A 20,755-nucleotide genomic window follows, 5' to 3' on the forward strand; every position below is an offset into this window, starting at 1 on the left:
CAGGAAACCGATTATGACATGAAAAAAGCAATACGTTGGATCATCCCCCTGGCCATCGGCTTAGGTACCTTAGCCTCGCCTGCTCACGCGCAGGATTCCAAAAATGAAGTGCTGCAGGTAGCGCAAGATCTGCTGGATGCCATTGGAAAAGGAGATACGGCGGCTTTTCGTAGTCTGTTTTTACCCCATGCCATGATCTATACAGTACGTGAAAAAGACGGGCAGACCGTTACCGCCAGTCGATCACCTTTTGCCGCTACCTTTCGGCCCGGTACCGTGGTGAAAGAAGAGATGAAAGACCACGGCGTGGACGTGCGGGTACAGGGTAATATGGCCCAGGTGTGGGCTCCCTACAATCTGTGGGTCAATGGTACCTTCTCGCACTGCGGCGTGGATGTGTTTACACTGCTCAAAACTAACGAGGGTTGGCGCATCGCTGCCTTATCATATACCATCGAGAAGGAAGGGTGTGAGGTACCTTAAACTGCAAACCCGGTCATCCCGCACGCATGAAGCCGCTAAGGGGTTGATTCTGAGTATGTTTTTAAGTAACCCGTATACAGCCGCTTTTTTGGGCTGTTTTTAAGAAATCCTTCTTATTCAATTTTTTAGCAGTATTGGATTGTATTGTTCATTTGTTGGAGGTATCCTGCTTTTTGGCTACCTTTTGACAGGAAATTATATTTCCTGTCTCTTTCCAATCTTCACTCCCAAGCTGGGTAGGTACCTGTCCCGCCTAAGGTGGAAGTAAAGTAATTCATCCAACATTCTGGAAACGTATACAAGGAATACCAATGCAGCAGCAGCTTTGTTTGTATGAAAGTTGCTGCTGATTTGCCTGAAATCCAGGTATTTGACGTGACGGACATTGCCAGGCAGAGGGAGAGTCAAGGCCAATTGCCATCAGGAAAAACAGAGTAAACCCAACTGAATTATAAACCTCTCTCGAATGGACAAATTGTACCAACCAATCCTGGTCACGTCTCCCGAACCAAATCATGCCCCACAAGATGTACTAACGCTCACCCAATTTCTGGATTTACTCAAGGAAGAAGAAGACTACTATCCCGGAGAGCAGCACAACACTGTGCTGATGATCACCCGCTTGCGAAAAATATTCTATGACCAATGGGGTTGGAACACCCAGTTGGTACGCGCCCGCGCGCACATCGAGACCCGCTATCAGGTAACCGTAGTGGACGATCCGGCCGATGTCAATGTACCAATAAAGCATGCAAAGCCTATCCCAAGGTACAAGGACAACGAATATCAGCCCAGGCATAGGGTCATCACCTACCGGGCGGACGATCGCGTGTACGGCAGTAGTCGGGTGGGGAAGGTGCCGGATATCTACAAAAATGACCATCAGGAGGTAGTGCTACCCGATGGGTTTTATTGTGATGTAGCCCATATCCTGGCGGGGTTGGATGCCGCCAATTTTCCTCAGGTCGTTAGCCCGTTACCTTCTTTCCTGTCCTTTCTGAATGGATTGGTTCCTCATGTGGATGCCAACATCGATGTAGCTACCTGGCTGGGTGACATCGGTAGTTCGTCCGGAGACTTTCTGTTCAAATATCTGAAAAATGACTCCAAGCCCATCGGTAGCCATGCAGAGCAACAGTCTATCGACCTTGAAACCCCTGGCTCCGATATGCTGGGGAATATAGATACCTACGTGATTGCCCGGCATTACGCCATATCCTCGGCCAATGGTCAGCGCGTGACGGAAATTCTAAAAGATTATTACATGTCGGACCAAAAAGGTAGCACATTCAGGCAAAACCGTTTTTCGATCTACTGCCAGGCGGTAGGCCTTAAGGGCTGGGATGGCGACAAATTTGCCAATGAAGCGCAGTGGCTTGCCTATTACTACAAGCAACTTAGAAACGATGTGTGTTTTCAGGTATTCAGCCTCACGGTAGAAAACCTGAAAAGTATACTACTGATGATCCGCATCTTTTTCAATGGATTTCCAGAGGTTTTAAAACTTGATTTGCTATTGCGGATTTACCTGAATGCTCTGAAAGGCCTTATCAAACAAGAATCTCACCCTCGACTTGCCTGAACTATGAAACCTCTAAAACAAATTTACTACGTACTCCTCTCGGTGTTGGGGGTGCTGTTTTTGCCCTACATAGGTGCCTGGATAAAATACGAGGGCAATTTTTCCAAAGACTATTTCAACTTTCCGGCCCTGTCTGCCCCTGACAAGGCCGGGTTTAGTGTACTGGCATTTTCTATGGCTGCCGCCTTTTTCCTAGCGGTGGTCGTGCTGTATGCGTTCCCTCGGGTCTATGGTTTTAAAAAAGTAAAATTTACGCCCACCCAACCCTCCGCCAAAATACCCCTCCCGATTTGGTTTTGGGTGGGGCTGGTTGTCTGGGGATTGACGTTATTTATGACCTGCGGAAAGTTTCAAGAGCCAAAATGGCTGTTGAATTGGGCCTACATCCCGCTCTTCTGGGGATTTACTCTCATGCTGGATGGCTGGGTCTACATCCGAGCTAATCGAAACTCCCTGTTGAGCAAGTCACCACACGAAGTAATTGGCATAGGAGCGGCGGCTACCGTAGGCTGGCTGCTGTTCGAGTACCTCAACTTTTTTGTGGACGACAACTGGTTTTATCCCAAGGCCGACATCGTTCCTGAGGACGAATTCGGGGTTTATGCGATCATCGGCGCCTCTGGGTTGATGCCCGCCGTATTCGAGATTTACAACCTGATGAATACCTTTCCCGCCTTCAGGCATCGCTACGACCAGGGGCCGAAAATAGCTACCTCCCGACGAACCCGCAACATCATCCTGATTGTGGCGCTGACGGGCCTGTTCTCCATTAGTTTTTTTCCCGAGGTGATGTTTGGCGTTCTCTGGATTTCCCCCCTGATTGTTTTCACGGTAGTACTCGAAAACCTGGGCATCTGGACGCCCCTCACCCCCATAAAAGACGGCAACTGGTCGCCTTTCCTGAAATACTCGCTTTGCTACGTCATCTACGGGTTTTTGCTCGAATGCTGGAATTACTTCAACGCTATTCACGACCCCCTGGATCCGGCCAACATCACTGCGTACACCCCCGCCCACTGGGTATACAGCATTCCCTATATTACTAAATTTCACGTCTTTGAAATGCCGTTAGTTGGGTACTTGGGCTATCTGCCCTTTGGGGCCTATTGCGCCGTTTGGTGGATTTTGTGCGCCTTTTTACTTAATATTCCCACCCAATTTGCCCACGATGAGTACTCGGAAGTACGAGCGGAGCCATTAGAAATCTACACCAACTGATTATGAGAAAATGGATAATCCTGTGGGCGTTGGTGCTTGGATTTTCTGTGGTAAAATCTCAGCCCATTGTATGGGACGGCACCAAAGAGTCTGTCGGAATTGGTCGTCAGGTATCTTATTACGAAGACCCAGAAGGTGTCCTGACTATCGACCAGGTCAGTTCAGACTCGCTGGCTTCCCGCTTTACCCGGTCGACCAAAGACATTCTAAATTTTGGGTTTAGCGAATCGGTGCACTGGGTTCGGTTCAACGTGGATAATCGAACCCAGGAGACCCTATTGCTGGAAGTAGCCCAACCCTACCTGCCCGTCGCCGACCTGTATTATCGGGAGCCGTCAGGGAAATGGCATGTTCAAAAATCAGGGTACCAGGTCAATTTGTATAAAAAAAGGGTAAAGCATTTTTATCAGATTTTTACCTTACCTACCTACCCCACGCCGGTTTACCTCCGGTATGTGTCCTATTCCCAGCCCGTGCCCTTGTCCATCTGGAAGGAACAGGCTTTTGAAGTAAAATCCAATAAGCAGATTATCGTGTACGGGATGTACTTTGGGGTGTTGTTGTTTGTGATTATCAACAACCTGTTCCTTTTCCTATCCCTGCGTCGGTCTATTTACCTCCATTATGTCTTCGTCGTTGTTTTCTACATCCTCGATGTGGCCTGTGTCATGGAGGGGTTCATTCTCTACCTCTATCCCGAAATAGATCTGCTGTATTGGTTCCTGTTGGTTCCGAACATCAGTACGGCTGTTACCTTCTGGTTTGGTATTCGGTTTCTGGAAGTTAAAAAATACACCCCCAGACTGTATCGATTTTCGCTAGTAATATTGGCTTATTGTGTTTCGTACATCGTATGGTCCATGTACCTGCCCCTGATGGTAGAAGTACCCTTAAATTCGATCCATTCGCTTTTTAATTTGGGTTTCATATTATATCTGGGAATTCAAACGGGCCGGAAGGGCAACCGATCGGGCTATTATTACGCTTTCTCGTATACCTTTTTTGTGCTGTTGATTTTTGTCGAGGCGTTCTACATCCAGGTAGGTAGCCCCACCTACCTTTTCGAACTAACGCATGTATCGATCGGTATTTTCCTGGAAGTACTTTTCCTGGCCTACCTGTTATCCAGGCGGTTTGAATGGGAACGACAGGATATCGAAAAAGCCAAGACCGATGCCCAGCAAATGCTACTGGAGAAAACCCGAGAAAACGAGCGCATTTTACTGGTCCAAAATGAAACCCTGGAACGGGAAGTAGCCGAACGTACCAAAGCGATTGAACACAAATCCGTGCAACTCCAGCAATCACTCGACCATCTCAAAAATACTCAGGCACAGCTCGTGCAAAATGAAAAATTGGCCAGCCTGGGTGAGCTTACGGCAGGCATTGCCCACGAAATTCAGAATCCGCTGAACTTCGTCAACAACTATTCGGAAGTGAACCTGGAATTATTCGGGGAACTCACTGAAGAACTGGAAAAAGAAAACCTGTCGGAAGCCCGGGCGATCATCAACGACCTGACCGAAAATGAGCAGAAAATCAACCACCACGGACGCCGGGCCGATGCCATTGTAAAAGGCATGCTCGATCATGCCCGCACGGTTCCTGGCGATAAAACGCTTACCAACCTGAATGCCCTGGCCGACGAGTTTCTGCGACTGGCTTATCAGAGCATCCGGGCTAAAAACAGCGATTTTCAATGCGAACTCCATACGGAATTCGATCCTGAGCTGGGCAAGATCAACATGGTGAGCTCCGAAATAGGCAGGGTACTGTTGAACCTGTACAGCAATGCCCTCTATTCACTAGCGCAGCGGCAGCAAATGTCTGATCCTGATTACACACCTGCGTTGTGGGTGAGCAGTAGTCGTGGCACGGGCGAAAGCGCATCTATCCGCATTCGGGACAACGGTACAGGTATGGCCGAAGAAGTGAGGGCTAAAATCTTCCAGCCATTTTTCACGACCAAGCCTCCGGGTGAAGGTACCGGCCTGGGGCTTTCCCTGAGTTATGATATTATCACCAAAGGCCACGGCGGGACGATCGAAGTGAAAAGTACCGAGGGGGTAGGTACTACCTTTGTGATTGTACTTCCATTGGCTGAGTGAACGGAATAAGGACAAATAAGCGGACAGCTCTTTTAATTACAAAGCAGAAAAGGCCTTGCGGCTAGACGATTGTCATTCTGACTAGCGAAAATTCCTACACCTTCCGTACAGCACGGCCTTCAATCTGACTTCTTGCTTATCTACCCGGATCAGTAATCGGTCGAATAATGTTTGCCGATTGTCGATTTGGTTTGCGGATCGAATTTTCCTGTTGTAGCATTGTCCGTCGTTGGCAGCAACACCGCCACAACATAACTCAGAAAATAATTTTCAATTCCAATCAATCAAACCGTACCCGAATGCACAACAACACTTTAATCGGCGCTGCGATGGCGGCCCTTCTCCTGACCGGCGGATTTTATGCTGCTCCCGACCAGGCCGAAAGCCAGGCACAATTCACCCTTGCCCCGGGTGTGACCAAAGCCACAACCTTTGCGGTGGATGCCAGCCAGAGTTCGATACGCTGGAAATCAAAGAAAGTGGGCGGTGAGCATATCGGGATTGTCAAGATGGCCAATGGCCAGCTCAATGTGGATGGAAGCAAACTTACGGGGGGTACCTTCGTGGCCGACATGAAATCGCTGCGGGATGTAGACAAGGGAGAATCCAATCCTTTCAATGAGCGGTTGGTTAATCACTTGCGGTCCGAAGACTTTTTCTCGGTGGAGAAATTCCCTACCTCCACTTTTAAAATCACCAGTGCCAAACCCATTAAGGGTGCCAAAGCTGGAGAGCCTAACTATACCATCGGTGGCGATCTGACGATCAAAGGTACCACCAAGCCCCAGACTTTTCCGTCAGTGGTAACTATTTCAGGTGATGCCGTTCAGGCAACCGCCAATTTTATGGTCAATCGTCTGGATTATGACATCAAGTACCGGGCCGCGATCATCGGCACCGCCGCTGACAAAATCATCGAAGATACATTTCTGCTGGATCTGAAAATTGTGGCTAATAAAGCTTCTATTTGATGGGGAAAGTAGAGGTACCTTTTACTTGTGAAAGCCCGGCTGCGCGCAGCCGGGCTTTTCCTTTTATTCTGAACTCGATTTCAAATCCGGGTGGTCGCCATTAAAACGATAAGTATTTCACTCGGAAATATTCAGGAGAGATGTTATATTTGGTCTTACCCGAAAACATTGCGATATGTTAGCGACCCGATCCAAAACTGGAACCACAAAACCGCGTGCGGAGGTACCCTCCTATCTGATCTACGAACACCTCGACGGTCAGCCTATCCACTACAAGGACTACCGGGAAGTTATGTCAGGTACCAAAACTTTTGCTGAAATCATGGGGTCGAGCGGTATACAATCTTTAATCATCGCCTACCTGCAAAGACTACTTTTCACGCGATTGGATGAAGGAAAGTTTACCATCTTATCCAGTGAATCGGGTTTACACCTTGACAAGCGGAATAATTTAGCGGGCGATATTCTCATTTTTACCAACGAAACACTACCTATTTCCGCGATCAATGAGCAGTATGTGACTGTACCGCCCAAGGTAGTGATCGAAGTTGACATCGCTGCCGACCCACTTGATATGGAGGCTGATACCTACCTTTTCACCAAAACCCAAAAACTACTCGATTTTGGGGTCGAAAAGGTAATTTGGATCACGACCAAAACCAAAAAAGTGACCGTGGCTACCCCGCAAGCTGACTGGCAAGTAAAAGATTGGCACAAAGAGGTTGAAATTCTGGAAGGGATTACTTTCAATGTGGGAAAATATTTGGTAGAAAAAGGGTCGACGTTTGCATAATTGCCTACTTGCAGAATCAGAAGTTATTGGTAGATGAATAAAGCCGTAAAGATGACTCGTTGTTTGGTTTAGCTGTTACCCCTACTGGATTCATATATACAAACAATATTATTTCTACGGAGGTATTAACCCGCTGGTCGGTACTTTATAAGTTAATTCATCCATCAATAATAGTAAACTGGTGGTTTGCCATATTTAAAGTCTTTGACTTGACAAGGCACCCAACTATCCTCCAACCAGCCCCAACAACCCTTCCTTCCCCAACGACCGGAAAAAGCCATCCCCTTCCGTAATCAAATCACCGGCCAACTTGGCCTTATTCTGCTGCATCACCATAATTTTTTCCTCGACCGTATCGGGACAAATCAGCCGCACGGCGATGACGTTTTTTTGCTGACCGATTCGGTAGCTGCGGTCGATGGCCTGGTTTTCGACGGCTGGGTTCCACCAGGGATCTACTAAAAACACGTAGTCGGCGGCGGTGAGGTTGAGGCCGGTGCCGCCCGCTTTTAGGCTGATCAAAAAGACGCGAGTACCTTCCTCTTCCTGAAACTGCCGGATTACTTCGGGGCGGTTGCGGGTACCTCCCGTCAGGTAGGCGTAGGCGATATGCTCTCGGTGAAGCTCCTTTTTGATGAGGTCGAGCATGGACACAAACTGCGAAAACACCAGTACCTTATGGTTAGGCGTAATGGCGCGCAGCTTCTCCATGAGCATATCTATTTTGATGGAGGTGTCGCCGTACAGCTTTTCATCTTCGATCAACAGCGGCGAATTACAGATTTGCCGGAGTTTGGTGATGCCCCGCAGTACGTGCATGCCATTTTTCTGAATTTCCTCCTCCATATTCGAAGAAATATAGTCACGAAATTCCCGCTCATAGGAGTCGTACAGCTTGCGCTGCTCGGTGCCCATTTCGCAGTACAGAATCACCTCGGTTTTTTCAGGCAGCTCATGGGCTACCTCTTTTTTGGTACGCCGCAGCACAAAAGGACTGATGACCGTTTGTAGACGTTCCGCCGTCCGCTTTTCCTTGAAACGATCGATGGGAATGGCGTAGGTATGCCGGAAATAGGCGCGGGTACCCAGCAAACCTGGACAGGCAAACGACAGCTGCGCGTAGACATCGAAGGTATTGTTCTCGATGGGGGTACCTGAAATCGCGATCCGGTTGCGGGCCTGTAACAGCCGGGCGGCCTTGTAGCGCTGCGAGGAAATATTCTTGATATTCTGCGACTCGTCCAGGAAAATATAATTGAACCGGTACTTTTTCAGAAAGATAATATCCGACAGCAGGGTACCATAGGTCGTGATGATCAGTTCGTGGTCGTCAAAACGGGCCGCCGTGCGGGCGCGGTTCGGCCCGTGCAGCACGTGTACCCGAATACTGGGCGCAAATTTTTCGATTTCAGCCTGCCAGTTGTGAATCAGCGAGGTAGGTACCACCAGCAGGTTAGTATTCTTCTCGACTTTTTCGCGTTGGAGCAGGATGAAGGCGAGAATCTGTACGGTTTTGCCCAGGCCCATATCGTCGGCGAGGCAACCACCAAAACCGAAATCATTCAGGAAATTGAGCCAGTTTAGCCCCTGCCGCTGGTAAGGGCGCAGGGTAGCCCGTAGTCCGTCGGGAATAGGCGCGGGCGTAATGGATTCAAAATCAGATAGGCAGGATTGATACAGGTGTACCTCTGTCCGTACCGCTTCGTCCAGCATGGAGGCATCGTACAATTCTGAAATAGTGCGGTAGTTGATCTTGGAAATCTGGATTACTTCGTCCACCACCTCGCCGGTACTGAAGTAGTCGGCCAGTTTGTGCAGCCATTCTTCCGGGATTATGCCCAGGGTACCATCGTCCAATTGCACAAATTTATTCTTATTCTTGACCGACCTGTGTAGTTGTTTGAGCGAGGCTTTTTTCTTGCCAAACTTCACATCAATCAGCGCATTGAACCAGTTGAGGCCGCTAATGACCTGAATATTGACCTTAGCTTTGTGAGCGTTGAGTTTATTTCCTTTCAGGTCGTTGAAGCCGAGGACAGTAATGTCATGAAAAGCCCATTCCTCAAATACATCCAGAAACCACTCCTCATCCAGAAAGCGGCTTTTGTGCAGGTAAAAGTATAATAATGGATTCTCCAGCTGTTCCGGGAAATCAGGATGCTGTCGGACAATCAACGACACGAATTCATCCTCAGCCCGGGCGTCGCGGTCGATGCCGAAGGGATTGCCGGCCTTATCCAGTGCATAGATTTGCCGCTTGCTCAGCACAGGAATTTCTGCTTCGCCGTATTTCATTACCGGATTGATCAGCACGTAATTGCCCAGGTCTGACAGGTACACCAGTTTTTCCGGGGGTACCTCAAAGCCTGCTTTTCGCCGCTGCGCTTTGGTGGCGGGTTTGAGGTAGGTGTGCTTTACGGTCACGTGTGTTTCCATCCCCGCCAAAACTTCCTGCTGAAATTGAAGGAAGTCGTCTTGGGTAAGAATGATGGAATTATTGTGCTTCTTGAAGTATTCTACCGCTTCCAATATCTCCGCCGACGGGCACAGGTACCATTGATCATCCAACATTAGAAAGTGATCGAAGCGGATAACAAGCCGGGAAATCGGGCAAAAGGTACCCTGGACTTTCAGCTCGCTGTGTACGTGGTAGTGCGTTTCGCCCAGACTGACATGTATTTTGAAATCCAGTTCAGGTTTACTCAGTTGGATCGGCGTCAGGGACCGGGGCGTTATTTTGTCCGAAACGCCACTGTCGTGGACGTAAAATTCATAATGAAACGGATTGTCAATCAGCGCCCGAAGGCCTTCGGCATCGGTCAGGGATTTGTCATAAACCCCCTGAAAACGAGCGATGGCAGCGTAAAATTTCAACTCGTCCGGGCGTTGGGTAGTCCACACCAGGTTCATCGGATTGATGGGCGTGAACGGTCCGCGTAGTTCTCCGGCAGGGCCGAGCGGACTTTCCAGCAACTGCGCGTTGAAAAGATCGTAGTACCTGTGCTTGCCGACGACGACGATTCTCTTGACAAAAGGATTGTCAGAATTTGCCTGATTTTTGGCGTCGAGGTACTTCGCCAGTAGCGCTTCATGGCCGGTTTGGAGCGGGCCGTCGAGCGGATTGGATTTTCGGAAAGGCAGGTAGGGTAGGTGCTCTTCGTTCATGCAGACTTGGACATTCCAGGCCTGAAATTACCGAATATCCTCGATTCGTCCCTGATTCAGATCGCCGGTCTGGTAGCCTTTCTTGAACCAGTACATCCGTTGCTGGGAGGTACCATGCGTAAACGCATCGGGTACCACGTAGCCCTGCGATTGTTTCTGTAGCTTGTCGTCACCGATGGCATTGGCCGCGGTGAGGGCAGCTTCAATATCACCGGGTTCCAGAATATTCTGCATTTCATCGGCACGGTTGGCCCACACGCCCGCCAGAAAATCGGCCTGCAATTCCAGTTGGACCGAAAGCTTGTTATAGTCGGTTTCGCTCAGCCGCCGGCGTTGCTGCTGTACCTGGTCGGTAATGCCCATCAGATTTTGGACGTGATGACCTACCTCGTGGGCTACCACATAAGCTACCGCAAATTCGCCCGGCGCATGAAAACGTTCCCGCAACTGGTCGCAGAATTCCAGATCGATGTAGACTTGCTGATCGGCTGGGCAATAGAAGGGCCCCATCGCGGCCGAGGCGCCCCCGCATGCGCTTTGCGAAACATTGTCAAATATCTGTAAGCTTGGATTCTGATATTGGGCACCATTATCGGCATAGATTTTTCCCCAAACATCTTCCGTGCTACCCAAAACGGCCGTCACAAAATCGGCCATCTTGTCGTCAGGACGCGGACCCGCCGGACGTTCGCCGGCTTGCTGTTCGGACTGGGTACCTTGTAGGTTGGAAAGGATTTCTCCCGGGTCCTGTCCCGTCAAAAGGCCAAGGACTACTACGATGACGGCTCCAATGCCGCCCAGGGCTACCTTACCACCGCCGGACATGCCGCGGCGGTCATCTACATTGCTACTTCTTCGTAAATCCTGCCAGCGCATAATGAGTCGAGATTTTAGAGTTACTTACTACCTGTAAAAACCTGAACTAAGGTATTATTTAAATTTCAAAGAAAGCCAATTCTACTGGTTCTGCGTTGCAAAGTACGCAGAATGAAGTACAGCCCTTACTTTATAAAAATCATTCCCGATTGGCCTATTTTTATGAATTAGGTTTAAAAAAATCAATAGTATTGCCGCGTCTTAATGGAAGCGGCCTGCGGGTAAATATAATTTAATTGTTGTACTAAGAAAATTTTACAATAAATAATGAATAATATTTAAATTGCGCTCCCATACAATTTTTCTAGACCATGACAGCCGATACCTTACAGATTGACATTCAGCCGACGACGAAGTCGCGCTTGCAGGAGGTTGATTTTAACAACCTTGTTTTCGGCCGGAACATCTCCGACCACATGTTTATTGCCGAGTACCGCGACGGCGAGTGGCAGGATGCCCGCATCGTACCGTACGGCGATTTGTCGCTGAGCCCCGTCACGGCGGCCCTACACTACGGACAAGCGATTTTTGAAGGCATGAAAGCCTACAAAAACGAAGAGGGTGAGGTACTGTTGTTCCGTCCGACTGACAACTGGAAGCGGATGAACCATTCTGCTGAGCGGATGTGCATGGCTACCATTCCCGAAGAGCTTTTTATGAGCGGCCTGACTGAACTGTTGCGTCTGGACGCCGATTGGGTACCTTCACAGCCGGGTACCTCTTTATATGTGCGTCCCTATATGTTCGCAACCGATGCCTACCTGGGGGTACGTCCTTCTGATACGTATTACTTTGTCATATTCACTTGCCCGGTAGGTAAGTACTACGCCAACCCGCCCAAAGTTAAAGTGGAAACCCAGTACATCCGCGCGGCGGAAGGAGGAGTAGGTGCAGCCAAATGCGCGGGCAATTATGCCGCGTCGCTGTACCCTACCAAACTGGCCCAGCAGCAGGGATACGATCAGTTGATCTGGACCGATGCCAGAGAGCATACATTCGTAGAAGAATCAGGTACCATGAATGTCATGTTCGTAATGGATGGCAAGCTGGTGACGCCTGCGGTGAACGACACGATTCTCAACGGAATCACCCGCAAAAGCATCGTTGAGATTGCCCGTCACTGGGGTATGGTCGTTGAGGAACGCAAAGTAGATATCAAGGAAGTCATTCAGGCACTGAAAGAAGGCCGCCTGGAAGCAGCCTTTGGCGCGGGTACTGCGGTGGTCGTGTCGCCTTTTGCGGTAATCGGCTACGAGGGAATCGATTATGAACTCCCGGCGGTGAAAGACGATTCATTTGTAGCGCGGGTAAGCCGCTACCTGACGGATATCCGTACGGGCAAGGAAGAAGATATTTTTGGCTGGACGCTGAAAGTGTAGGTTTCAGAATAGGAAATAGGTATTGATAAAAAGAGCCGGGGCTTCCATTTGAAAGCCCCGGCTTCTTTTATTATCCATGTACAGCCCGGCGTACCCGATGATGGCGTGTTTTTGTATTCCGCTGCGCTTGCTTTTCCAGCAACTGAATGTATTGCTCCTGCGTCAGGATGCTCTTCAGCTCCGCTTTGGACTGTTTCCGATTGGCCTTCATTTCTTCAGCCAGAGCCCGCTGTTTCTTGCTTTGCTCCTGCATCAGTTTGCTTACCCGCGCGGCCTGTTCGTCGGTCAGGTTCAGCTCTTTTTTCATGTGCTTCATGCGGGTTTCCATCCGTTTTTCGGAGTTGTCATGTTGTTTCTGGGCAAAAGAAAGAGTACAGAGCGTCATCATGAGTACCATCATTCCAATTGTCTTTTTCATGGGATCGTTTGTTAGGTAATTGATAAGAACGTATTGAGGCCATTGGATGCGCTCCGGCGGGAAAGGTTTACTGAGGAAATTGATTTTTAAATGCATGATTTTCCTGCAACCCGACTGATAAATGATTTAGTTGGCTATTTTTGCCCAAACAAGTAACCACCCCCTTCCAAGCCATTTTTTATGAAGCTCTCTGTCTCGACCGATCGATCCGATGTATTTTCCAGTGTCCAGCAATTTCTGGACGAAAAAGGCTTCACCGTAGTCAGTACTGATCACGCTCGTCCCTGGGGCGGATTTTTTGTCCTGGATGAAAGTCAGGCTCCGCAGTTTATCGCCGAATTTTTTCCGCATTTGTCCCTCGAAGATTTTGCCGGGTACGACAAACTAAGCCCCAAGATTCTTGTAGTGGCGCCCAATCAGCGTCTGTCGTGGCAGTACCACCACCGTCGGGCTGAAATATGGAAGCTGATTGGTGGAGTGGCAGGAGTAGTCATTTCGGACACCGATGAACAAACGGACGTACAAACCCTGGCTATTGGCGATATCGTAAATTTGCAATGCGGCGAACGGCACCGTCTGGTAGGTACCGAGGGCTTCGGGGTAGTAGCCGAAATCTGGCAGCACACCGATAAATCCAATCCCTCCGATGAAGAAGACATCGTGCGGGTACAGGATGATTTTGGAAGGTAAGAAAATAGAAGGGGCTGAGGTTAGGGTACCTTCGGTTGCTGGGCTTTTATTTCAGCCAAAATCCGGTCGGCGCCTGCGGCCAGCAGCTCCTCCGCCAGTTCTACGCCCACACGTTCGGGATGCCTGGGGGTACCTTCACGCACCAATCGGCGGATCATCTCGCTGCCGTCTAGGCTTACTACGCCGCCCATCATGTTGATTTTTCCGTCCACCAGGGTAGCGAGGCCAAATACGGGTACGCTGCATCCTCCCTGCAGCCGGTTGAGGAAAGCGCGCTCTGTGCGCAGGCATAGGGCCGTCTCTACATGGTTGAGCAGCGAGCCGATGATTTCCTTTTTAGCCGGATCCAGTGAAACGGCACACTCAATGGCCACACTGCCCTGTCCTACTGCCGGAGTGAACTCATCCAGTGAGAGAAATTCCGCAATTTTATCATCGTACTCCATGCGATGTACCCCCGCGTAGGCGAGTAGCAGAGCGTCGCAGTGACCCTCTTCCAGCTTGCGCAGACGGGTCTGTAGATTTCCGCGCATGTCTACCGTTTTCAGATGGGGATAGAAATGCCTGAGTAACGCAATCCGCCGGGTCGAAGAGGTACCGATCACAAAAGGTTGTTCCTGACTTAGCGAGAGGGATGTGTTATGGCTGATCAATACATCATTGACCCGCTCGCGTTCGGTAAAGGCCAGAATTTCAAAGGCTTCACCCAGATCGGACTGCAAATCTTTGGCGCTGTGTACCGCCACATCGATGCCGCCGCTGCGCAGTTGCTCTTCCAGTTCTTCAGTAAAAACGCCCTTGCTGCCGATTTTTGACAAAGCCCGGTCCAGAATCTTATCACCTTTGGTTTCGATGATAATAATCTCGGTAGAAAGCCCACCAGCTTGCAATAATTTTTCTACGTAGTAGGCCTGCCACAAGGCCAGTTTGCTCCCTCGGGTACCTATTTTGATGTGCATTTTTTTATTAGGCTGTCAGCTAATGTCTTTTTGCTGCTGTTTATTTACTGACTATGAATCAACTTTCACTCTCCCTCACACCGGCGACCCGGTTTCAACGAATCAAACGCCCACCGTATCACCTTCGTCGGCCTTGATTTTTTCTTCCAGGTAGGTGATAATGAGCGACGCTATGTCGATGTTAGTGGTAGCTTCAATCCCCTGCAATCCCGGCGACGAGTTGACCTCCATAATTAACGGTCCCCGGTTGGACTGTAGCATGTCAACCCCCGCTACCCGTACCCCCAGCGCGCGGGCTGCGGCCAGGGCTGCGTGTTCTTCTTCGGCCGTAAGCGTAATGGGCAGCCCTTCGCCGCCCCGGTGCAGGTTGGAACGGAAGTCGCCTTCGGCTCCCTGCCGACGCATGGCGGCCACCACTTTGTTGCCAACTACAAACGCCCGGATATCCGCTCCCTTCGATTCTGCGACGAATTCCTGAATCAAAAAATTGGCTTTCAGACCAAAAAATGCTTCGATGGTCGATTTGGCGGCTTTGGTCGTTTCGGCCAATACGACACCTACCCCCTGGGTACCTTCCAGCAATTTGATGATGACGGGCGGCCCGTTTACGATTTTGATCAACTCATTGACCTGAGATGGATTTTTAGCAAAAACCGTCTTGGGGATATGTACCCCCGCTTTGGCCAGAATCTGCATACTGCGCAGCTTGTCGCGGGAGCGACCGATGGCCTGGGATTTCACGGTTGTGAATACTTTCATAAGTTCAAACTGCCGTACCACCGCACAGCCGAAAGCAGTCACCGACGTGCCAATGCGGGGGATGATGGCGTCGATGCCCGTGATGGCTTTTCCCTTATAACGAATGGTAGGTACTTCGCCTTCGATCAGCAGGAAGCACTGGGTGTGGTTGATCACCACGGCCTCGTGCCCACGCTGCTCAATGGCTTCCACCAACCGTTGCGTCGAGTATAGGGTCGGGTCGGCGGATAAGACGGCTATTTTCATAAAATCGGTTTTTGGCCAAGGGCGGTCAGCCGCTGGCTTTCGTATGTTAAAGTTGATTTACTGGTAGTAGATTGTTTAAGAGTGGTATTAAAATACGGACTGATTGGGGGTACCTACAGCGATACGTCCACGACAAACCGTCCTTTCAGGAGACGCCGGCCCAGCAGTACCGGGAAACTCATCTTGTACCGATCGGCCAGCGAAAGTTGGGTGCTGACTTTACGGCCTGCTACTTCAACAACAGTTTTGATCACATACCGCCGTTCTGAATTTCCGAAGGAATTTTTAACGGTGATTTCCTTAAAATCACGTACCAGAATGTCTTTCTTCGGACTTTCTTTTTTCATGTCCAGGCAGAAGCTGAGAAACGTTTTTCCCTCTTTCTCCACGAGTTTTACCCGTGAGCAGTGGAAAGCCGAAGTAGCCGCGCCTGTGTCCACACGGGCAGGTACCCCGTGCCAGTCCAGCTCAGGAAAGTTGACTGTGGTAGTGGCTCCGATGATTTTTTTTTCGGGGGGTACCAGGGGAACTGTTTTTTTCATGTGCGTTTCTGAAATAGCCGGGCCATACTGAGGGATACATCGAGAAATACCATTTTAGCCCGCACATTTCGCTCGGTATGGTAGTAGGCTTGATTGATTTCGTGGATCATGCTTTCCAGCGAGTCGGGCGGAATAGCTTTGGAAAATCTTTGCACGAAAGTAAGCTCATCTTCCGGGATCCTCAGCAGCTCGCCTGCCCCCTGCATCCACACCAGCATGTCGCGGAACACGCGCAGGGCGTAATCAAAGGTACCTTTTTGCCGGTCCTTGCTCATGGCATCGAATGTATCGGCCAGCTTGACCAACTCGATCAAATCCTGCCTGAAACAGAAACGCATCCATTCGGCAAACCATTCGGTACGGTCGTCTTGATCATCTCCTAGCAAACGGCTCGCTTCCGCCAGGTTGCCATCACAAAGGTAGGCAATTCGCCGGGCCCGGCTTTCGTCCAAAGTGTGATGGTTCTGTAAATATTCCCGGACGTCCTGATCTGTAAAGGCAGGTACGGCCAGCCGTTGGGTGCGGGAAAGAATGGTAGTGAGTAGTCGGTCGGACTCCTCCGTTACGAGAAGGAACAGCGTCTTCTGGGGCGGTTCTTCCAGAATTTTCAGCAGGGCGTTGGCAGCCTGTATATTTAATAATTCTGGCTGCCACACGATCATGATTTTGTATTCGGCTTCAAAGGATTTGAGCGATAACTTGCCAATGATGGCCCGCGCTTCCCGGATGGGGATAATCCCCTGCTGATTCTGTGTGGCTTTAACAAAAACCAACCATTCCTGTAGCGTCCGATAAGATCGCTCTTGGAGAAATTCGCGCCAGACGGGGGTAAGTTCGCCCAGTAGATCTTCGCCTTCCTTGGGTGAGCGCGGTAATGGAAAAATACTGTGCAGATCCGGATGCACGAGCTTTTTCATCTTCACGCACGAAGCACATACTCCGCAAGCGTCCAGTTCCTGGCGATTTTCGCAGTTAACATAGGTGGCGAACGCCAGCGCCAATGCCAGCCCGCCACCTCCGCACGGGCCGTCGAATAGCAGGGCATGGGCTACATGGCTCTGCCGGACTGACCGCCGCAGCGTGGTTTTTACTTCTTCTAAGCCGGGTATTTCGTTAAAAAGCAATTGTGAATCAGTGAAAAAGTGAATGCCGGAACACCGCAATGCGTGGAATCAAGCTGTAGCTTAGGTACCCATTCGCTGTGCGCCCTCTTCAAAAACAGCCCTCAGCACGTTTTCTTGTTCCTTGTCGAAATTGATCTGTCGCCTACCCATAGTCTCTCGAATTACGGCTACTGCCTTTTCAAAGCGGTAGGGAGTAAACCCATCCGCCTGGCCACCCCACGTGAAGGAAGGAATATGCTTGGGCTGGAAGCCCGCGCCAAAGACATTGACATTGACGCCCACCACCGTACCCGTGTTGAACATAGTGCTGATGCCTGCTTTGGTGTAGTCACCCATGAAAAGTCCGCAGAAAGTCAGGCCCGTATCTTCCAGTTGCTGAGTAGCGTAGTTGTACAGTTTTACGTGGCTGTAGTCGTTCTTCAGGTTGGAGTTGTTCGTATTAGCGCCAAGATTACACCATTCGCCAAGCACCGAGTTGCCCAGGTACCCATCGTGGGCCTTGTTACTATATCCAAATAGTACCGAATTGTTTACCTCTCCGCCTACCTTACAATAAGGGCCCAGCGTAGTATTGGGGCGTATTTTAGCGCCCTGTGCTACCACGGCCCCTTCACCCATGGCAAAGGGTCCCTGAATGGTTGCCCCTTCGCTCACTGTGGCCTGCCGGCCGATATAAATGGGCCCGCCCTCGGCATTCAGAATAGCGGCCCGGACGGTAGCGCCTTCTTCTATGAAAATGTTTTCGGCCGCGTAGCACACAGTGAAAGAGTCTGCGATTGGAGCAGACCTACGATTCGCAGTAAGTCGGTCGTAATCAGCAACGATTTGCGCTCCATTCTCGGCGTAGATATCCCATAGCTGTTGGATGGAAAGATAATCGCTCACAAAAATATACTCTGTGAGCGACTCCGTATCGGCGTCAGGTACCCAGTTAGCCGAGGTTGTATGTACCGCCAGTATTTTTCGGTCCTTCGCGCTGCGGAGTACTGCCTCAGTCGGAAGTCCGAGCAAAGCCTCTACCAGTTCCTGATTGGGACAGAGACTGCCATCGATGTACAGGTACGCATCGGAAGCTGCCCGGGGGTAGCGTGGCTGCAGATACCTTTGGGTCAGGTAGGAGGGAGTAGACGTGAGCCACTGTTCCCATTTCTCGGCCAGGGTCATGATTCCGCAACGAATCTCCGCAACCGGTCGGGTAAAGGTAAAAGGCAAGAGTTGCGCCCGAACAGAAGGGTCGTCGAATAAAATGACAGAAGACATACTCTGATTGATGTTCCGGCCAAATTTCGGCTATTTTCTTGAAGCACACAAAAAACAAGGCAGTCCCTTTGCTGACAAAGAAACTGCCTTACCTTGTTTGCTCAAAGGCAATCGCAGCACAAAATGTGGTGCGCACGCCCTGATTGCTAAACCTTCGACCCTTGGGCGGATTATTTGCTTCCGTAGCGCTTCCGGAACTTGTCCACGCGTCCGGCGGTGTCGACCAGTACGTTCTTTCCGGTATAGAAAGGGTGTGACTTGGAGGAAACTTCCACTTTATAGACAGGATATTGCTTGCCATCTTCCCACTCGATAGTCTCACTGGTCTGAATAGTAGAGCGGGTTATAAACTTGTCGTCGCTGGAAAGATCCCAGAAAACCACTTCTCTGTAATTGGGATGAATCTCTTTTTTCATCGGTATATGGTAGTAATACGTTGTTTACGTGCTTTTCAAAAAGGACTGCAAAAATACGCAGTTAATTCTGAATCTCCCAAACTCAGATGGTTATTTTTCATAATTTCGCTTGTACCTATCCTTGACCTGCTGCCTCAATGTTATGCTTTCTGCATATAGGCTCCAATGGTCTGCATTTTGTAGTAATAAGACAATCGGTGGCTAGGCCGGCTACAAGTCTGTCTAGGTCTTCGAAGCAATAACCGGGACATTCCGTTGGCTAATTATTTAACAAAATACTTGCTTTTCAATGGGGAATTCTTAATAAGATAGGTATTATAACTAATTGATTATTAGTTTTCTACATGCTGTTTATTTCTGAAAAGAAATTTGTAGTATTATTCTGATAGAGTTCAAAACTGACACGTTTAGATAACACTCTTGAAATAAGAATCTTAACAATTCAGTAACATTCGAGTGGATTAGATTTTTTATAGGCTGCTGAAAGCGCTGCAAAAAAGAAGGTTGTTTTTGTCAGCCTAAAGCCCTTATTTCAGGAAATTTTTGACCAAAAATACCCTCCCCGACTACCCATCCACCGCAGTACTAAAACCAAAACGTTAAACAATAAAACAAGCAGCCCATGCCCATGTACGTAATCAAGCGCGACGGCCGGAGAGAGTCCGTAAAGTTCGATAAAATCACCGCCCGGATCGAAAAACTGAGCTACGGCCTCGATCCCAACTACATTCAGCCTATTGAGGTAGCTAAGAAAGTCGTATCAGGTATCTACGACGGTGTCACAACCGCTGAACTGGACAATCTGGCCGCCGAAACGGCTGCCTCTATGACTACCAAGCATCCCGACTACGCTATTCTGGCGGCCCGGGTAGCCATTTCCAATCTGCATAAGAACACTCTGAAGTCGTTTTCGGCCACCATGAAGCGGCTGTATGTCTACGAAGATCCTAAAACGGGTGAAAATGCTTCCCTGATATCCAAAGAGGTGTACGATGTCATCCGCCGCAATGCCGCTCTGCTCGACTCGACCATTATCTATGATCGCGACTACGGCTACGACTATTTTGGCTACAAGACTCTTGAGAAATCTTACTTGCTGAAACTAGACGGAAAAATCGCCGAGCGTCCTCAGCACATGCTGATGCGGGTAGCCATCGGTATTCATCAGGAAGACGTGCAGGCCGCGGTAGAAACCTACAATCTGCTCTCAGAAAAATGGTTTACCCACGCTACTCCTACCTTATTTAACGCAGGTACCCCCAAGCCGCAGATGTCGTCCTGCTTCCTGCTTACAATGAAAGAGGATAGCATCAATGGTATCTATGATACCCTGAAGCAGTGCGCGCTCATTTCGCAATCGGCGGGTGGCATTGGCCTTAGCATTCATGATGTCCGTGCCACGGGTAGCTACATTAAAGGTACCAATGGTACCTCCAACGGCATTGTACCCATGCTTCGTGTATTCAACGACACGGCCCGCTACGTAGATCAGGGAGGTGGAAAGCGTAAGGGATCTTTTGCCATTTATATGGAGCCCTGGCATGCCGACATTTTCGACTTCCTGGATCTCAAAAAGAACCATGGCAAAGAAGAGCAACGCGCGCGCGATCTATTCTATGCCATGTGGATTCCTGATCTGTTCATGAAGCGCGTCGAGGAGAATGACACCTGGTCGCTGTTCTGTCCACATGAGTGCCCTGGCCTTTCGGATACCCATAGCGAGGAATTCGAAAAACTGTATGAGCAGTACGAGCGTGAGGGAAAAG

The 20,755-nt window shown here is 49.6% G+C and carries 18 protein-coding genes (1 of these 18 running past the window's edge); 9 read left to right on the plus strand and 9 right to left on the minus strand.

Annotation, left to right across the window (positions count from 1 at the left end; all coding sequences use genetic code 11):
- Nucleotides 1-18 precede the first annotated feature (18 nt).
- The 6 genes from GBK04_RS17310 (at nucleotide 19) to GBK04_RS17335 (ending at nucleotide 7,155) form a co-directional block, all read left to right on the plus strand.
- Nucleotides 19-483, plus strand: a complete 465-nt coding sequence (locus tag GBK04_RS17310; RefSeq protein WP_152761792.1) for a nuclear transport factor 2 family protein — start codon at nucleotides 19-21, stop codon at nucleotides 481-483.
- Between the two features lie 466 nt (nucleotides 484-949).
- Entirely contained in the window at nucleotides 950-2,065 is a 1,116-nt protein-coding gene (locus tag GBK04_RS17315) for a hypothetical protein (protein WP_152761794.1), read from the plus strand.
- Between the two features lie 3 nt (nucleotides 2,066-2,068).
- On the plus strand, nucleotides 2,069-3,283 hold the full coding sequence (locus tag GBK04_RS17320) for a hypothetical protein (RefSeq protein WP_152761795.1): 1,215 nt from the start codon (nucleotides 2,069-2,071) through the stop codon (nucleotides 3,281-3,283).
- Between the two features lie 2 nt (nucleotides 3,284-3,285).
- Entirely contained in the window at nucleotides 3,286-5,391 is a 2,106-nt protein-coding gene (locus GBK04_RS17325) for a sensor histidine kinase (RefSeq protein WP_152761797.1), read from the plus strand.
- Between the two features lie 299 nt (nucleotides 5,392-5,690).
- The gene (locus GBK04_RS17330) at nucleotides 5,691-6,362 is read left to right on the plus strand and encodes a YceI family protein (protein WP_373331070.1); all 672 of its coding nucleotides are present in this window, start codon (nucleotides 5,691-5,693) and stop codon (nucleotides 6,360-6,362) included.
- Between the two features lie 175 nt (nucleotides 6,363-6,537).
- Entirely contained in the window at nucleotides 6,538-7,155 is a 618-nt protein-coding gene (locus GBK04_RS17335; RefSeq protein ID WP_152761801.1) for a Uma2 family endonuclease, read from the plus strand.
- Between the two features lie 225 nt (nucleotides 7,156-7,380).
- Here the strand turns inward: GBK04_RS17335 and GBK04_RS17340 are convergent, their stop codons facing one another.
- Both GBK04_RS17340 and ypfJ read right to left on the minus strand, forming a co-directional pair.
- The gene (locus GBK04_RS17340) at nucleotides 7,381-10,320 is read right to left on the minus strand and encodes a DEAD/DEAH box helicase (RefSeq protein ID WP_152761803.1); all 2,940 of its coding nucleotides are present in this window, start codon (nucleotides 10,318-10,320) and stop codon (nucleotides 7,381-7,383) included.
- A 27-nt stretch (nucleotides 10,321-10,347) separates the two neighbouring features.
- Nucleotides 10,348-11,196 carry a KPN_02809 family neutral zinc metallopeptidase gene (gene ypfJ / locus GBK04_RS17345; RefSeq protein WP_152761805.1) on the minus strand — a complete coding sequence of 283 codons (849 nt, stop codon included), beginning with the start codon at nucleotides 11,194-11,196 and terminating at the stop codon, nucleotides 10,348-10,350.
- A gap of 311 nt (nucleotides 11,197-11,507) precedes the next feature.
- Here ypfJ and GBK04_RS17350 point away from each other — a divergent pair, with 311 nt between their 5' ends.
- Complete coding sequence (locus GBK04_RS17350; protein ID WP_152761807.1) at nucleotides 11,508-12,575, plus strand: branched-chain amino acid aminotransferase; 1,068 nt, start codon at nucleotides 11,508-11,510, stop codon at nucleotides 12,573-12,575.
- 70 nt (nucleotides 12,576-12,645) lie between these two features.
- Here the strand turns inward: GBK04_RS17350 and GBK04_RS17355 are convergent, their stop codons facing one another.
- Nucleotides 12,646-12,993: a Spy/CpxP family protein refolding chaperone gene (locus GBK04_RS17355; protein WP_152761809.1), complete on the minus strand. Its 348-nt coding sequence runs from the start codon at nucleotides 12,991-12,993 to the stop codon at nucleotides 12,646-12,648.
- A 180-nt stretch (nucleotides 12,994-13,173) separates the two neighbouring features.
- Between GBK04_RS17355 and GBK04_RS17360 the strand changes: the two genes are divergently transcribed.
- The gene (locus GBK04_RS17360; RefSeq protein WP_152761811.1) at nucleotides 13,174-13,683 is read left to right on the plus strand and encodes a cupin domain-containing protein; all 510 of its coding nucleotides are present in this window, start codon (nucleotides 13,174-13,176) and stop codon (nucleotides 13,681-13,683) included.
- 20 nt (nucleotides 13,684-13,703) lie between these two features.
- Here the strand turns inward: GBK04_RS17360 and hemC are convergent, their stop codons facing one another.
- The 6 genes from hemC to GBK04_RS17390 form a co-directional block, all read right to left on the minus strand.
- Complete coding sequence (gene hemC / locus GBK04_RS17365) at nucleotides 13,704-14,642, minus strand: hydroxymethylbilane synthase (RefSeq protein ID WP_152761813.1); 939 nt, start codon at nucleotides 14,640-14,642, stop codon at nucleotides 13,704-13,706.
- Between the two features lie 102 nt (nucleotides 14,643-14,744).
- Nucleotides 14,745-15,647 carry a 30S ribosomal protein S6--L-glutamate ligase gene (rimK, locus tag GBK04_RS17370; RefSeq protein ID WP_152761815.1) on the minus strand — a complete coding sequence of 301 codons (903 nt, stop codon included), beginning with the start codon at nucleotides 15,645-15,647 and terminating at the stop codon, nucleotides 14,745-14,747.
- Nucleotides 15,648-15,760: 113 nt separating this feature from the next.
- The gene (locus tag GBK04_RS17375; protein ID WP_152761817.1) at nucleotides 15,761-16,189 is read right to left on the minus strand and encodes an ATP-dependent zinc protease family protein; all 429 of its coding nucleotides are present in this window, start codon (nucleotides 16,187-16,189) and stop codon (nucleotides 15,761-15,763) included.
- Entirely contained in the window at nucleotides 16,186-17,313 is a 1,128-nt protein-coding gene (locus GBK04_RS17380) for a DNA polymerase III subunit (protein WP_152761819.1), read from the minus strand. The genes GBK04_RS17375 and GBK04_RS17380 overlap by 4 nt, the downstream gene beginning before the upstream one ends.
- A gap of 60 nt (nucleotides 17,314-17,373) precedes the next feature.
- Nucleotides 17,374-18,573, minus strand: a complete 1,200-nt coding sequence (locus tag GBK04_RS17385; RefSeq protein ID WP_152761821.1) for a putative sugar nucleotidyl transferase — start codon at nucleotides 18,571-18,573, stop codon at nucleotides 17,374-17,376.
- 170 nt (nucleotides 18,574-18,743) lie between these two features.
- The gene (locus GBK04_RS17390) at nucleotides 18,744-18,989 is read right to left on the minus strand and encodes a type B 50S ribosomal protein L31 (protein WP_152761823.1); all 246 of its coding nucleotides are present in this window, start codon (nucleotides 18,987-18,989) and stop codon (nucleotides 18,744-18,746) included.
- Nucleotides 18,990-19,617: 628 nt separating this feature from the next.
- Here GBK04_RS17390 and GBK04_RS17395 point away from each other — a divergent pair.
- Nucleotides 19,618-20,755: the start of a ribonucleoside-diphosphate reductase subunit alpha gene (locus GBK04_RS17395; RefSeq protein ID WP_152766201.1), read on the plus strand. It continues 1,322 nt past the right edge of the window; the window shows 1,138 of its 2,460 coding nt (coding positions 1-1,138); the start codon lies at nucleotides 19,618-19,620; its stop codon lies off the right edge, out of view.

The sequence above is a fragment of the Salmonirosea aquatica genome (assembly GCF_009296315.1).
In the GTDB taxonomy this organism is placed as follows: Bacteria; Bacteroidota; Bacteroidia; order Cytophagales; family Spirosomataceae; genus Salmonirosea; species Salmonirosea aquatica.